Genomic DNA, 13,532 nt, shown 5'->3' with positions numbered 1-13,532 from the left:
ACAAGGCGTGTCTATTGATGTCAAGTGACCAAGCAAGCCGCGTGATGTGTGCCGGTTCACTTCGCAAGCCGGTGTGGAAGCACCGCCATCCCGCAAACACGATGACCGACGACTGCCACGTGCACCGGCATTGCGACAAGAGGCAGCGTCAATGCGCCGTTGCGCATGAGCGGCGGGTTTTCGCCGCGCGTCCTGGCGAGCAACGTATGCCAGCGCTACCTACGCGCGTCGTCTCAGGTGACAGTCGACTCGGTATCGACGCGCATCGGCGTCGCCTGTTCCGACATGACGTGCCGGCTCGGCGGCGAATTCGAGGATCTCGACTGCAGCAAAAAGGCGAGCGTGTGCCGTGCGCTTGTCACGCCACCGCTCGTGCGCAGCCGTCACGGCAGCGTCAGCGTTCGCTTCGCGTGCGAGAACAGGAAAGTCCGCTTTGAACGTGATCGAAATTTGCCGCGAGATCGCTTGAGGGGCACAACCCGGGCGTAAACGAAATACCGCCGGCAAGCCGGCGGCAAAAGATGCGCCACGGATGACGTGGCGCACCTGAGGCACTCGATTCAGCGAGCGCAGGTCATTCGGCTGTGAATGACTCGTGCGACGCTGCCGCGACGGACGCGCAAAGCGCCGCGGCCAGCGCACCTTGAGTGAGACGACGGGAAAGGTGGGTCTTCATGTCGTTATCGATCGATAGAGTCGTTGTTCGGCTTATGCGTCCGTGCGAACTTCGATAACCCCCCGGCGTGGCGCGATGGTGGTCTCCCCGCTGCCGCCCCCGTTGCTTCCGGCCGGATCTTCAGGACGATCGGAACAACCGGTGTCGTCGCAGGTCCGCACCGTATTGCCGGTCACGGACGGATCCTGTGCGCACACGGCCAACAGCAACAGCAGCCCCGGTGCAAGTAAACGGCGGTACCCGTGGCACCTTCCTCAAGTTATATTTGCGCAGCAATTCTTCGAGCTTTTCACCCCCGCGAGCTCGGCTCGCAACCCGGTCGCGCGCGGCGCGGCGGATACAATCCGCCAACGCCGACACGCTGCCCAAGGCTCTCTCAGGTTCTCTCTTTGAATCGTTCCGTCACTACTTCATGCCGCCGCTTTTCGCTATATCGGCTGTCGCCGGCATCGATCCTCAAACATGACGCGGCAAACAATAGTGACGTGGTGAGCAATAATAATGGAGAAAAATGGCATGTCAAGGTCCTTCGCGTTTTCAAAGTTTGCGTGACGCGTCACTTTTGATATGCTCTTCGTCGCCCAAACCCTCTGGAGACCCCGTCGAGATGTCCAACAGCGAGCAGGCCAACGTCGACCTCATCACCGCCAACAAGGTGCGCGACCTCCTGAACCGGAACGGCATTCCGCCGCGAAGTCACAACACGACGATCGCGAATGTGCTGGGCCTCAGTTTCTCGGTCGTCACGCGCAAGATGAAAGGCCTGATCCCATGGAACCTGTCGCAGTTGCAGGACATCGCGACGCACTTCGGCGTGCCGCCCGCGATCCTGCTCGACGACAAGGGCGCGCAGCCGGCCGCCGCCGAGATGGTCGACGCGACGCTCGTGATCGAGTCGCGGCGCTTTCGCTGCCGGGCCGCCATCTCGACGAAGGCCAGCAGCCAGATCGAAACGGATTTCGTCGCGTTGCAGTGGCAAGGCGAATGGATCGTCACCGAGCGCCAGCACGCGCGCGAAGGGCGCACGTATCCGGTCGATGTCGTCGAGCTACGCTCGAGCCAGCCGAACGTGTACGCGGCACGCATCGCCGTGGTCGACGATTCGCGGGACGTCGCCGAAACGGTATGTGAATATTTCATCGAAAAAGGCGTGAACGCGATCCCGTACTTCGACGGCGCCACGTTCCGCAAGGCGCTGGAGGTCGAGGATTTCGACGGCTACATCCTCGACTGGATGCTCGGCGACCAGACGGCCGCCGATCTCGTGCGCGGCATCCGTTCGAGCGAGAACAGCGGCGCGCCGATCTTCCTGCTGACCGGCAAGATCTCGACCGGGGAAGCCAGCGAGGACGAAATCGCGCACATCGTGTCGCACTACAACGCGCGCTGCGAGGAAAAGCCGGTGCGCCTGCCGATCCTGTTCGCCGAAGTGGCCCGCGAACTGAAGATCGCGCTGCCCGCCGTGGCCACCGCGAGCTGAGGCCGGATCGACAACCCACCACCGCACGACCGAGGGAAAGACATGCGAATTTCGACCATCTGGACCAAGAGCCTGCTGACGGCCTGCCTGCTCGGCATGGCCGCCGCGACATGGGCGGCTTCGTCGTTTACGTTCACCGTCGACGGCAAGATCGACAAGAGCAACCAGCAGGGCAAGACGGCCTACGTGTTTTCCGAGCAGGCGCTGATGGCGCTGCCGCAGCATACGATCGTCACGTCGACGAGCTGGACGCCGAAGGCGACCTTCACCGGCCCGCGCCTGTCCGACGTGCTGAAGACCGTCGGCGCGCACGGCACGCAGATCGAATTCCACTGCATCGACGAATACACGTTCACGATTCCGGTGTCCGATGCGGACAAATACGGCGTGATCCTCGCGCGAACGATGAACGGCAAGGTGCTCGGCAACGACAACTACGGCCCGCTGTGGATCATGTATCCGCGCGACCAGTATCCCGACGAGCTGAAGACGCCGCTCGGCGAAGCCAAGTTCGCATGGCAGATCATCGGCCTGACCGTGAAGTGAAATGACGCGGCCGCGACGGAAAAACAGAAAAATCATTCTGATCCTCGGGTCGCTGTGGATCGCGGGATTCGCCGCGTGGGCGTTCCTGCTGTGGGACCTCCTCGCAACCTCGGTCAACGAGGGCGTGCTCGAAGGGCCGCGCGAAGGCGTGTTCTGGACGGCCGCGCAATACCGGAACGTCTATACGCGGTTCGACCGGCAACTGATCCTCTACGCGACGCACGAGGACGACGATTTCGATCGCGTGCAAATGCAGCTCGACAGCCTGTCGGTATCGTTCGGGTTTCTGCAACGACCGTCCGAAGTATCCCAATACTGGCTGCGCATCCCGCGCGCGCGCAACGAGATCGACGCGCTCGGCGAATTCATGACGCGCCTGAAGCACGACGTGCCGTTGCTGCGCGGTGCGCCGAAGAACGCGCGGCAGGTGATCGACGAGGTCAATGCGTACTGGCCGAAGGTCAACGGCCTCGCGAACTACTTCCGCGCGATCGAGATGGCGCAGCGCGATTTCACGTTCCATCAACTGAAGGAAAAGCAGCGCGCGATCCTGATCCTCGGCATCGTGCTCGGCGTGATCCTGTGCGCGCTGTTTCTGCTGCTGTTCTATACGATGCGCACGCGCGACGACCTGCTCGAACGACAGGACGCGGCGCTCGACGCGGAGCGCAAGGCGTCGGATCGCGCGTTCGAGATGATCGAGGCGAAGAACGCGTTCCTCGGGATGGTCAGCCACGAGTTGCGCACGCCGCTGCAGGCGATCTGCGGGTCGATCGAGATCCTGCTCGCGCGCCCGCAATCCGACGCCAACCTGAAGACGATCCGGCGGCTGCAGAATTCCGCGCTGTCGCTCGAAGCGCTCGTCAAGGACCTGACCGACTACATCAAGCTGCGCTCGACCAAGCGCCTCGCCGAACTGGAAACGGTCGGCATGGCATCGCTGCTCGCCGAAGTCATCGAGCCGCTGCGCGAGAAGATCGCGACCAGACGGATCGCGGTCGCGCAGCAGGTCCAGCCGCACGATCTGTCGATCCGCTCGGACCGCAAGCTGTTGCGGCAGGTGCTGTCGAACCTGGTCGAGAATTCCGTCAAGTACACGCTCGGTGGGTCGATCAACGTATCGATCGCGCTCGCCGACGCGCCGGCCGGCAAGCAACTGACGATCGTCGTGCGCGACACGGGCACCGGCATCGCGAAACAGCATCTGTCTAAGATCTTCGAGCCGTTCTATCGCGCGAACGACGCGGTCGGGCTGCATGTGGACGGGATCGGCATGGGGCTCGCCGTCGTGCGCGAAATCGTCACGACGCTGCGCGGGCATGTGGACGTGCGCAGCGTGGTCGGCGAAGGCAGCGAATTCGTCGTGACGCTGCCCGTCGAAGTGCCCGACTTCATCGAGGCCGCCGGCGAAGCGCCCGCGTGGCCGGCGGCCGCCGCGCATCGCGACCGGCGCGCGCTGGTCGTCGACGACAACGACAACGCACGCGAAACACTGGGCGCGATGCTGTCGGCACTCGGCATCGACGCCGATCTGTGCGCCACCGGCCACGAAGGCGTCGCGCGCTTCGGCGCGGGCCGCTACGACATCGTCGTGCTCGATCTCGAACTGCCGGACCTGAGCGGCTTCGAGGTCGCGCGGCGCATTCGCGCCGTCGCGCAGCCGGACGACGAAGGCCGGCATCCGGCGATCGTCGGCGTCAGCGCGTATGAATCGGCCGCGCTGCACGAGAACAAGCAGGTGTTCGACGAATTCCTGCCGAAGCCCATCCACCTGCGCGAACTCGGCGCCCTGGTCGAGAAGCTGCTCGCCTGAAGCGGTGCGCCGCGTGCAAACGCGCACGGCATCGCGCGCCGGCGCTGCCTCACGCGCTCCCGCTCACGCTCCCGTTTATTCGCCGATCAGATGCAGCACGATGTCGCGCCGGTGTGCCGCGCGACGATGCTCGAACAGGTAGATCCCCTGCCAGGTGCCGAGCACCATGCGCCCGTGCTCGACCGGAATCGACAGCTGCACCTGCGTGAGCGCCGTGCGCAGATGCGCCGGCATGTCGTCGGGGCCTTCGGTGTCGTGCTCGTAGCGGCTTTCGTCCTCGGGCGCGAGCGTCGCGAAGTAGCGTTCGAGATCGCGCCGCACCGACGGATCCGCGTTCTCCTGGATCAGCAGCGAAGCCGACGTATGGCGACAGAACACGGTGAGCAGGCCCGTGCGGATCGACTGCTGATCGACGAACGCGCGCACCTGCGGCGTGAATTCGACGAGGCCGCTGCCGCGCGCGTCGACGGCGACATGCGTGATGGCTTGTTGCATGATCGTAACGTCAGGCCAGCGCGGCGAAGCCGTCGGCTTCGATCTGCTTCGCATCGGCGGGCCGCACGACGCGCGCGACCTCGACGCCGTCGCGCAGGAACACCAGCGTCGGCCACAGCTTGACGTGGAACGAGCGGCCGAGCGGGCGGCCCGGACCGTCCTCGATCTTCAGGTGGCGCACGGCGGGATGCGCGGCGAACGATTCGACGATCGCGGGCTGCGCACCCGCGCAGATGCCGCACCAGTTGGTGCCGAATTCGATGACGGTCGAACCGGCGAGTGCATCGACTTCCTCGCGCGTCGGTGCATTGGCGGTATAGCGTTGCGGCGTGTCCATCGGGGCCCTCATGTGCAATTCCGGATTGTGGCCGCGCGGCGCGCGAGGCGCGGCGGCACGCGGCCTGCGATTTCTTACTGTAGCGGAAAAGCAGGCGCGGTGCCGATGCGCTGATGGCCGTTTGCGCGCCGCATGCTCGCGCCGCATGCTCGCGCCGTTGCCGCACGTTGCAAGCGCTGCTCCGCGAGCAATTTTCGTGCGTCGCCGCATCGCGCCGATCGCCGGATGACACGACAAGAATCGGAGCGCCGCACGGCCACGACAGGATCAGCATTCGAACCGATCCCTCAACGAAGCGAAGGCTCCGACCATGAACGCTCCGCATCGCGTCACCGAACCGAACATCCTCTATTTCGGCACGCCCGTCGTGCTGGTCAGCACGCTGAACCCGGACGGCACAGCAAATCTCGCGCCAATCTCGTCCGCGTTCTGGCTCGGCTGGCGCGGCGTGATCGGCATCGCCGCCAGCTCGCAGACCACCCGCAACCTGACGCGCACCGGCGAATGCGTGCTGAACCTGCCGTCGTCCGCGCAGGCGCACGCGGTCGACCGGATCGCACGGACGACGGGCACGCATCCGGTGCCCGAATCGAAGCGCGTGAGAGGCTACGTGTACGAACCCGACAAGTTCGGGGCGGCGGGGCTCATCGAGGCGGCATCGCACACCGTGTCGCCGCCTCGCGCGCTCGAATGCCCGGTACATCTGGAAGCGGTCGTCGCGGCCACGCATGGCCTCTCCGATGAAACGCCCGACCTGCGCGGGAAAATCACACTGTTCGAGCTGCGCATCCAGCGCGTGCACGTGCATCCGGACCTGCTGATGGATGGCCATCAAGACCGCATCGATCCGGACAAATGGTCGCCGCTGATCATGAGCTTCCAGAGATTCCATGGCCTGGGGCCTCGGCAGGTGCATGCGTCGCGGCTCGCCGAGATTCCCGAGCGCGCGTATCGCAGCCCGGACATCGAGCGCTCGCGGGAAGCGGGCGTGCCGGCTGGCGCCGGGCAGTAATGAAACGCGATGCTGGCGGGCAGCGCCGCGCAGTTCGCGGCGCTCGCGTAGCGCGCGACCGACTCGACCGCGCCGGCCGTTGCGCCGAATCCGATCGGATAAAATACGGCCGGCCACGCTCATTGGCCCATGACCGAACCGACGGAGTGTTTTCAGTGATTCACGCTACCCCAGTATTCAAGGACAACCTCGCGCAATTGCCGGCCATCGACGGCATCGCGCGCATCGATCTCGTCGGCGCGAACGGCGACGTGGTCGCCAGCATCGAAAACCAGCCCGGCAAACAGGGTTCGCTCGCGGTCTACCACTACCTGAAGCAGGCATTCGGCGTGCTCGACGCGAAGGCTGCCGAGCATGGCCTCGCCATGTTCGCGGAGCACACCGCCGACGCACGCAACCGCCCCGGCGCGCACCCGAACGTCGATCGCCTGCTCGCGATCGCGGCCGGCGGCGACGCGCTGCGCATCGACGTCGTCGCGAAGGGTTGAGCGACAGGCGGGACATGGTGCCGCACCTCGATGCGCGGCACGCTCATGCATCTCGTCGACGGGTACCAACGCATGCGAATCATCGATCTTCCAGATCAATTCCCGTGCATTCTGCTTGATGGCGAAGGCCACTTCGGAGTGCCTTCCGCCTGGCACGTCGATGTCGAAAGACCATTTCCCTCCATCGATCATTCGACGCCGATCATGTACCGACTGACATGCAGTTCACCGCCTGATGCTCATACGCTAGCGCCCTGTTCTGCGGTTTCATCGCATGGCCGATCGAGTATTGCTTGTCGCCCCACCGCACATCGATGCCGCGCTGGTCGTCGATGCCGAACACGAGCAGGCGCGATTGGTTGTTCACTATGTCCAGCCGCGAGCCTTCGCATCGTCCGCCTGCGCGCCGGACGGCACGTTGCCGCCTGCGTCCCGGTTCATCTCAAACTGCATGCGCCGGCCCGACTAGACCTCGAATCTAGTCTTGACAAGGGTCCCGCGCGTGGACATCGCCGGCTCCGCGTTGTCGGCAATCTCCGTACGCGTCATCGATCCGAAATCCAGAATGAATCTCACTGATAGCTCATGGTGAACGTGGCAACACCATTCGCCTTGCCGGGAATCACGGTAGCGGACGTTCGCACATAACGGGCTCTGAAAGGAATAGTCACGTCGCCATTGCCGAAGCTTCCAACCGCCCATTGATTGGGATTTCCTGCCTGAGCGGAGTCCGGGCCGTAACTCACCAGCGTGTTGTCCGAACCACGCAATATCTGAATGCCGACACCTTTGGCGGTCGAACCGGACGCGAGAGAGAGCGTATCGGACCGATTACCTGAATTGGCCGAGTCCGTCAGCGTCATGAACATTCTTGTCGACGTGCCTGGATTCCCGCCGGAGCACTTGAGACGCACCTCCATGGGCTTGGGCAATGACGTTGCGCCGACGCTTTTCAGCTCGCCCACCGATACTTTCTCCAGATCGACTGCGATGTTCGGCGTCAACAGATTACAGGTCGGCACTTGTGGACGAATGTTTATCGCGCCATTCGTCACGACTGAACGGATTTTCGTTCCATGATTTAATGCAAAAGTCATTCCAATTTCGCCGCTCAGAACACCCGGCGCCGTAACATCGCCAATTTTCACGAACTCGATCGTAATCTCGGACCCCGCATTGTAATTACTCGACGTGCCGGTGATAGTATCCCATTGGGGCCACCATTGACTCGCATTGATACCCCCTCTTATACGAACTCCCACTCCGGCAACTGGTGTGGAATACGTGTTGAATTTTCCGGGAGCGGAATCTGTCGTTCCGACATAGATAACGTCACCAATCGCCGAAGTGCAATTCAGCATTCCACCCAATCCGCTAGCTGCCCCAGACGACGAGAAAATCACCGTTCCATCCGCGATATTCGGATCGAACGGAGGCGGACTGAATTTCGGAAGAGTAACGATAAGTGACGGCACCATGACACCGTCACTTCTTTTAATCGTGCAAGATGCGTGAGAATAATTTGACAATAAAACCAGAATCAAAATTTGTATGAATTTCATTTTCCTTTTCCTCGATCACCGTCGGTGCCCGCGCTTTGGCAAACAGTCACGGGAAGACTTTCCGGACGCCTGTCACTGGGCGCCGACCACCGTGCCCGTGCGCATGCACATCGCCGCTTGACGCTCGTACGCCAGTTCCTTGTTCAGCGTCGGCAATTGGTAGGACACCTTGCAGCTGTTGTTACCCCACTGCACGTCGATGCTGCCCTTGTCCTCGATGCCGAACACCAGCAGACGCGACTGGTTGTCCACCATGCCGAGCAGCTTGCCCTTCGCGTCGTACGCCTGCGCGCCGAACGGCACCTTGCCGCCTTCGTCCTGGCTCAGCTCGAACTGCACGCGCCGCCCCGACTCCGCTTCGAAGCGGGTCTTCACGATCGCCCCGCGCGTGGGCACCACCATCTTCGCGTTGTCGGCGATCTCCGTATGCGAGCCGATACTCGACGGATCGACGTTCAGCCAGTTCTGACGATACGGCTGCAGATACGGCACGATCGCGTAGCCGCGCCGGTCGGTACGCACCGTCGATGCTCCACCGAACGTCACGTCGCGCACCTTCGGCACCTGGACCACCGCGAACGTCTCGCCCACCGGCTGGCCGAGCGTGACACCGCCGCCATGCACGACGACGGAACCCGATGCGCCCGCGTCGAAATGCCGGCCCGAGCGATCCTGCGTGAAGTTGCCGGTCAGCTTCGCGTTCGGCGTATCCCAGCCCGCGCTGACGCCGCCCGAGCCGCCGCCGTCGCGACTGTAGCCGGCCTGCACGCCGTAGTTGACCGTGTTGCTGTCGTTCACGTAACCCGACACGCCGGTCTGCACGTTGAAGTCGCCGCGGGTCGACGACACCGCGTTCGCGGACAGGCGATGCGAACTCGACGCCTTGCCCAGCGGAATGCTCACGGACACGCTGAACTGCGTGTCCGGGCGCCCGAACGGCCCAGACTCCTGGATGTGCGACGCCGACAAGCTGTAACTGATGTTCTTGTAGCTGTTGCTGTAGCCGACCTGCAGGCGCCGGCTGCGTCCTTCGCCGTTCCAGTAGGTCGTGTCGCCTACGCCGGCGAACATCGAGCCGCTTCCGAGCGGCTGGTTGACGCTCACGTCCAGGCGGCTTTTCTGACGCGCGACGCGCGGACCGTACGAACGACCTGTGTCCTCGACATGCTGGCTCAGCGTACGGTAGCCGTCCGTCGAATAACGGTAGCCGACCATCGTGAACGTGGTGTTGGTCGGATACAGCGTCTTCGAATACAGGAACCGCAAGCTCTGCCCTTGCCGGGTACCAGCCGACGTGCGCGACCGGCTCGCCGTGACGTCCAGCGACATGCCGCCGATACGCGTGTTCACGCCGATGCCGAGGGCGGCCGCCACGTAGTTGTCCGCCGCGATAATGCCGCCGTAGCCGGTGAAGTTGTCGGACACGCCGTACACCAGCGTGCCCTGCGTGAACTTCGGGCTCGACTCGCCTTGGACGCGATATTGACCGGCAGCGAATGCGTACCGCAGGCTGCCGCGCCGAACCATCACCGGCAGGTACGAGTACGGCTGGGTGAACCGGCGCACGCGTCCGTCGGCCTCGGTGATCCTGATCTCGAGATCGCCGTTCGAGCCGCTCGGATAGATGTCGGTGATCTCGAACGCACCGGGCGGCACCGGTGTCGAATAGATCACGTAGCCGTTCTGCCGCACTTCCACCACCGCATTGCTCTCGGCAATCCCGCGCACGACCGGCGCGAAGCCGACTTCACTGTCGGGCAGCATACCGAGATCGGTGCCGATCTGCGCGCCGACGAAGCGCACGCTGTCGAAGATGTCGCCCGACGTATACAGCTCGCCGGCCGCCACCTTGCTGCGCAAGCGCCGGATGTCGCGCTCCACGTAGCTGCGGTTGCTGCTAAAGCGGCTGCCCGCACCCGTGGTGCCGGTAAGCGTGGATTCGTTGCGGAAACGCCAGCCTCCGGCATTGAAGCCATTGCGCAAGCCAACGAAGTAATATTCGTTGCTTTGGCCATGGCTATCGTTGCGGCTGTAGCTGACCTGATAGTCGCTGTACAAGGCGGGGACACCATCGTCCCACAGCGACTGATCCACGTAGCCGCGCGAGGTTTGCGACACATACAGTTGTGGGAAACTGATGTTCAGCGACAGCGTATTGGACTCGAACTCCACCGAAGCGCCGTCCGCCACAGTGGGGAGGTCGACGATCGTCGCGTCGTCCGCACCGGCGGCGATGCGCCCGTCCTTCTCGAGCCGCGCGACGTTGACGCCGGCGGTGCGCAACAGCCCGACGGTCATCGCCGGCTTGACGGTACCTTCGGCATCGGCACGAAACGCCACATCCTGACGCTTGACCAGCGTGTGATTCAGGTAGATATCGACGTCATAGCTGCCGGGCAGGACCGAACTGCCCTTCTCGAAATAGCTCAGCTCGACCGGCCCTTCACCCTTGCGCAGGAAGGACTCGTTGAACTCCACCGCGTGCCCGTGCGCCGGCAACATCAGGCCAAGCAACGCAAGGCACGGCATGCCGATCTGCGCGGCCGTCCAGACATCCCGTTCCTTTGTGAAGTTCTCCATACCTTTTCTCTAAGTTGATTCACCTCCCGAGCGGAATCGCATGCACGAACACACCCTCCCCGCGGCGATGCCCCGAGGGATAACGAAGATGAAGAGGAATACGATGTGTCGAACCGGTTACGTCAACCGGTGGTGGTGCCGTCATGCGGCTCGACAGCGCCGTAGTCGTTGATCGACTCGAAGTGGACCTTTATTCCCGCTGAAGCAGCGCCGGCGGGCAGATCCTTGACGGCAAACAGGCGAGTCGAGGACGGCGGCACCATCTCGGCCTCCGCGGCATAGTCCCGACCGCCGCTTCGCACCTTGACCGAAGCCAGCGACACGAAGTAAGCCGACGGATTGCTCACTTCGAGTTGCGCGCGACCGTCGCGCTGAACGAGTCTCCAGCGCAGTTGCGCGGGCGCTTCCTCGACCTTTCCGGACAAGCCGGTGGGCCGGTAGAAGAACTTGATGCGCTGACGCACGGCAATCTGCAGCGTGTTGTCGCCCTTCGCTTTCTGCGGGATCTCCTGCACGTTGAGCCAGAACACCGACTCGCGATCGGCGGGCAGACCCTGGCCGTAGTAGAGGATCCGCAGCGTCTGCTGCTTCTCCCCGCCCAGGCGGTTCAGCGCCGGTGTGATCGCGAACGGCACGTCCGACTTCCCGTCGCTCGCATCCATCCACGTCTGAATCATTACGTCAGCCGGCGCGCGGTTCCGGACCATCACCGACGCCTCTTTGCTCGGCGCGGCCAACACGACGCGCGTTCCGTCGAGCGTGATGCCGGCGAGCGAGACGCCTGAAGACAACAGCAACGAGCTGGCCAGGGCCAGCCCGGCAAAGTGGAATCGTTTCATATTGAAAGGAATGCAGATGAATGGGCGGGGAACGACTCCCCGCCCTGAGGTTGATTACTCGTAGGTCAGCGTGAACGGCAGCGTGCCGTTGGCAGTACCGGCCTCGACGGCGGCGCCGGCCTTTACGTAGCCAGCGCGAAGCCCCAGGTTGGCCGTGTAGGTCGGTGCTTCGGCCGTGCCGCCTTGGACCAGCGGTGCGTCGAACGTCTCGTTGGCGTTCAGGTTCAGCAGCGTGCCTGCGGTGTTGTAGATGCCGATGCCCACGCCCTTGGCCGTGCCGGTGGTCTTCAGCAGTTTGTTGTTGGTGCCGTCCACGCCCGAGCCGCTGGCCGGGTCGAAGCGCACCTTGACCGTGTTCAGGCCCTTGCCGGTTGCACCGCAGTCGAGGTTGAGGTTGATCGCCGTACCGGCCGCGATGCCGCCGCCGGCGGTGTTGTCCAGTGCGTCCACACTGACTTTGCCCATCTTGACGTCGATCGACTGCTCGCCCTTGCCGCCGGTCACGGACGTCCCGTTACCGCCCGCGATGCTGCACGACGCAGCTACGATTTCACCCGTGAAGTTGATCGTGCCATCCGCAGCATGAGCAGCGTTCATCGCCGCGAATACGAGACCAGCAGCCGACATCATCATCGTGATTTTTTTCATTTCCAGTTCACCCAATATCCAATAAATAACTTTTCAGTCACATTTGTCAAAAATGACATCTCAAAAAATACTATTTTCACAACCAATTTCCCTTAAATTTATCAGCCTTTACCCTCCAATAATTTCGAGAAAAATATTTGATCGACACTTCGACCGAGGTTCGAAGATTCGCGAATCCGCAGTCACATTACCCCGACAACTCAAGATGCCATTTCAAACTTAAATCGAGCTTTTTATTAGGACTCGACCTGTGTGATAATGTTATCAACCACCCTCCACCCATCAAATAGGACAAGTCCTATAACTATCAGGCGGGCGTCTGGGACAAGTACGAATTCCTGCATTCCACGGATTCAAGCCATCAATCGTCAAATACATTTGAAAAAATGCGCGACACTCCGGCTGCACCGCGTCGCGTGGATCACATAGGCGCGTATAGTGCGGACCACATCTACTCCCTTGTTCGGGATCTTGTTTTCGGGATTTCAATTACCTCTCCGCCTGCAAGGCGGATATCGGGGCGGAATCAACCGGGTGATGCAACTGATCTTTGGAATCTCGCCGCTGGTGTATCAACGCTCAGGGTCTTTCACGGACGCTCATTGAGCCATCCAGCGAGGCCGTCGAATTCAACCCGCGAATGAACCGAGAGACTGGATCCCGTGAAGGAGTATTGCCTCAATGCCCCATTGATGTTTTCGTTTGAATCGCATTGGTGCGTATCGCGCTCAGGAGGGGAACGGGAATACGCAGGCAGCTGACGGGTTTCAAGCTGCGCCTCAAGACACGTCGGACGACAATGGAAAGTTTGAAGAATCGCTGCAGGAAGGGGACAACGGCGACTGCGAAACGGGGCGCGCGTCAAAACAACCCGACCAAACGGCCATGCAACGGCTCCCGGGAGCCGCACTACACGAATGTTCGCGTAATTCGCCCCCCTGAAGACCCTAGCAGGCTGTTGAAAAACGCCTCGTCTTGATCACGAGGTCGCTGCGCAAAAGGATTTCGTATGCGATTGGCTGCTGAGTTGGCGACGGATCGTCGAAGCTGGACCGC

12 protein-coding genes and 1 pseudogene are annotated in these 13,532 nt (G+C 62.4%); 5 read left to right on the top strand and 8 right to left on the bottom strand.

Annotated elements, in window-relative coordinates; genetic code table 11:
• Positions 1–792: 792 nt before the first annotated feature.
• Positions 793–891, bottom strand: a pseudogene (locus ACNQQL_RS20440) (sel1 repeat family protein); the annotation flags it as partial.
• Between the two features lie 392 nt (positions 892–1,283).
• Between ACNQQL_RS20440 and ACNQQL_RS20435 the strand changes: the two are divergent.
• The 3 genes from ACNQQL_RS20435 to atsR are packed head-to-tail and all read left to right on the top strand — an operon-like array spanning position 1,284 to position 4,515.
• Positions 1,284–2,156 carry a helix-turn-helix domain-containing protein gene (locus ACNQQL_RS20435; RefSeq protein ID WP_347065269.1) on the top strand — a complete coding sequence of 291 codons (873 nt, stop codon included), beginning with the start codon at positions 1,284–1,286 and terminating at the stop codon, positions 2,154–2,156.
• A 42-nt stretch (positions 2,157–2,198) separates the two neighbouring features.
• Positions 2,199–2,702, top strand: coding sequence for a molybdopterin-dependent oxidoreductase (locus ACNQQL_RS20430; protein ID WP_347065268.1), 504 nt, complete (start codon positions 2,199–2,201; stop codon positions 2,700–2,702).
• 1 nt (position 2,703) lies between these two features.
• Positions 2,704–4,515 carry a hybrid sensor histidine kinase/response regulator AtsR gene (gene atsR, locus ACNQQL_RS20425; RefSeq protein ID WP_347065267.1) on the top strand — a complete coding sequence of 604 codons (1,812 nt, stop codon included), beginning with the start codon at positions 2,704–2,706 and terminating at the stop codon, positions 4,513–4,515.
• A 75-nt stretch (positions 4,516–4,590) separates the two neighbouring features.
• On the opposite strand, the gene ACNQQL_RS20420 is transcribed toward atsR, so the two are convergent.
• Both ACNQQL_RS20420 and ACNQQL_RS20415 read right to left on the bottom strand, forming a co-directional pair.
• A complete protein-coding gene (locus tag ACNQQL_RS20420; RefSeq protein ID WP_213265607.1) occupies positions 4,591–5,010 on the bottom strand; it encodes a secondary thiamine-phosphate synthase enzyme YjbQ in 420 nt (139 codons plus the stop codon).
• A 10-nt stretch (positions 5,011–5,020) separates the two neighbouring features.
• Positions 5,021–5,347, bottom strand: coding sequence for a thioredoxin family protein (locus ACNQQL_RS20415; RefSeq protein WP_347065340.1), 327 nt, complete (start codon positions 5,345–5,347; stop codon positions 5,021–5,023).
• Positions 5,348–5,657: 310 nt separating this feature from the next.
• On the opposite strand from ACNQQL_RS20415, the gene ACNQQL_RS20410 reads away from it, so the two are divergent.
• Positions 5,658–6,359 carry a flavin reductase family protein gene (locus tag ACNQQL_RS20410; RefSeq protein ID WP_347065266.1) on the top strand — a complete coding sequence of 234 codons (702 nt, stop codon included), beginning with the start codon at positions 5,658–5,660 and terminating at the stop codon, positions 6,357–6,359.
• A 155-nt stretch (positions 6,360–6,514) separates the two neighbouring features.
• A complete protein-coding gene (locus tag ACNQQL_RS20405) occupies positions 6,515–6,847 on the top strand; it encodes a DUF2322 family protein (RefSeq protein ID WP_347065265.1) in 333 nt (110 codons plus the stop codon).
• 202 nt (positions 6,848–7,049) lie between these two features.
• Here the strand turns inward: ACNQQL_RS20405 and ACNQQL_RS20400 are convergent, their stop codons facing one another.
• The 5 genes from ACNQQL_RS20400 to ACNQQL_RS20380 form a co-directional block, all read right to left on the bottom strand.
• Positions 7,050–7,214 (bottom strand): hypothetical protein, encoded by a 165-nt coding sequence (locus ACNQQL_RS20400; protein ID WP_347065264.1) that lies wholly within the window; start codon positions 7,212–7,214, stop codon positions 7,050–7,052.
• A gap of 205 nt (positions 7,215–7,419) precedes the next feature.
• Positions 7,420–8,409 (bottom strand): fimbrial protein, encoded by a 990-nt coding sequence (locus ACNQQL_RS20395; protein WP_347065263.1) that lies wholly within the window; start codon positions 8,407–8,409, stop codon positions 7,420–7,422.
• A 72-nt stretch (positions 8,410–8,481) separates the two neighbouring features.
• The gene (locus ACNQQL_RS20390; protein ID WP_347065262.1) at positions 8,482–10,989 is read right to left on the bottom strand and encodes a fimbria/pilus outer membrane usher protein; all 2,508 of its coding nucleotides are present in this window, start codon (positions 10,987–10,989) and stop codon (positions 8,482–8,484) included.
• A 122-nt stretch (positions 10,990–11,111) separates the two neighbouring features.
• Positions 11,112–11,828 carry a molecular chaperone gene (locus tag ACNQQL_RS20385; RefSeq protein ID WP_347065261.1) on the bottom strand — a complete coding sequence of 239 codons (717 nt, stop codon included), beginning with the start codon at positions 11,826–11,828 and terminating at the stop codon, positions 11,112–11,114.
• A gap of 54 nt (positions 11,829–11,882) precedes the next feature.
• Entirely contained in the window at positions 11,883–12,491 is a 609-nt protein-coding gene (locus tag ACNQQL_RS20380) for a fimbrial protein (RefSeq protein WP_347065260.1), read from the bottom strand.
• Positions 12,492–13,532: the final 1,041 nt, after the last annotated feature.

The sequence above is a fragment of the Burkholderia sp. LFS061 genome, from assembly GCF_047978125.1.
Taxonomy (GTDB): Bacteria; Pseudomonadota; Gammaproteobacteria; order Burkholderiales; family Burkholderiaceae; genus Burkholderia; species Burkholderia pyrrocinia_C.
Note: the sequence above shows the minus strand (reverse complement) of the source record. Positions and strands in the feature narration are given on the sequence as shown.

What these genes read in the sequence shown, in the direction of transcription:
- ACNQQL_RS20435 (WP_347065269.1), top strand. Translation starts at nt 1,284, where the DNA reads ATGTCCAACAGCGAGCAGGCCAACGTCGACCTCATCACCGCCAACAAG.
- ACNQQL_RS20430 (WP_347065268.1), top strand. Translation starts at nt 2,199, where the DNA reads ATGCGAATTTCGACCATCTGGACCAAGAGCCTGCTGACGGCCTGCCTG.
- atsR (WP_347065267.1), top strand. Translation starts at nt 2,704, where the DNA reads ATGACGCGGCCGCGACGGAAAAACAGAAAAATCATTCTGATCCTCGGG.
- ACNQQL_RS20420 (WP_213265607.1), bottom strand. Translation starts at nt 5,010, where the DNA reads ATGCAACAAGCCATCACGCATGTCGCCGTCGACGCGCGCGGCAGCGGC.
- ACNQQL_RS20415 (WP_347065340.1), bottom strand. Translation starts at nt 5,347, where the DNA reads ATGGACACGCCGCAACGCTATACCGCCAATGCACCGACGCGCGAGGAA.
- ACNQQL_RS20410 (WP_347065266.1), top strand. Translation starts at nt 5,658, where the DNA reads ATGAACGCTCCGCATCGCGTCACCGAACCGAACATCCTCTATTTCGGC.
- ACNQQL_RS20395 (WP_347065263.1), bottom strand. Translation starts at nt 8,409, where the DNA reads ATGAAATTCATACAAATTTTGATTCTGGTTTTATTGTCAAATTATTCT.
- ACNQQL_RS20390 (WP_347065262.1), bottom strand. Translation starts at nt 10,989, where the DNA reads ATGGAGAACTTCACAAAGGAACGGGATGTCTGGACGGCCGCGCAGATC.
- ACNQQL_RS20385 (WP_347065261.1), bottom strand. Translation starts at nt 11,828, where the DNA reads ATGAAACGATTCCACTTTGCCGGGCTGGCCCTGGCCAGCTCGTTGCTG.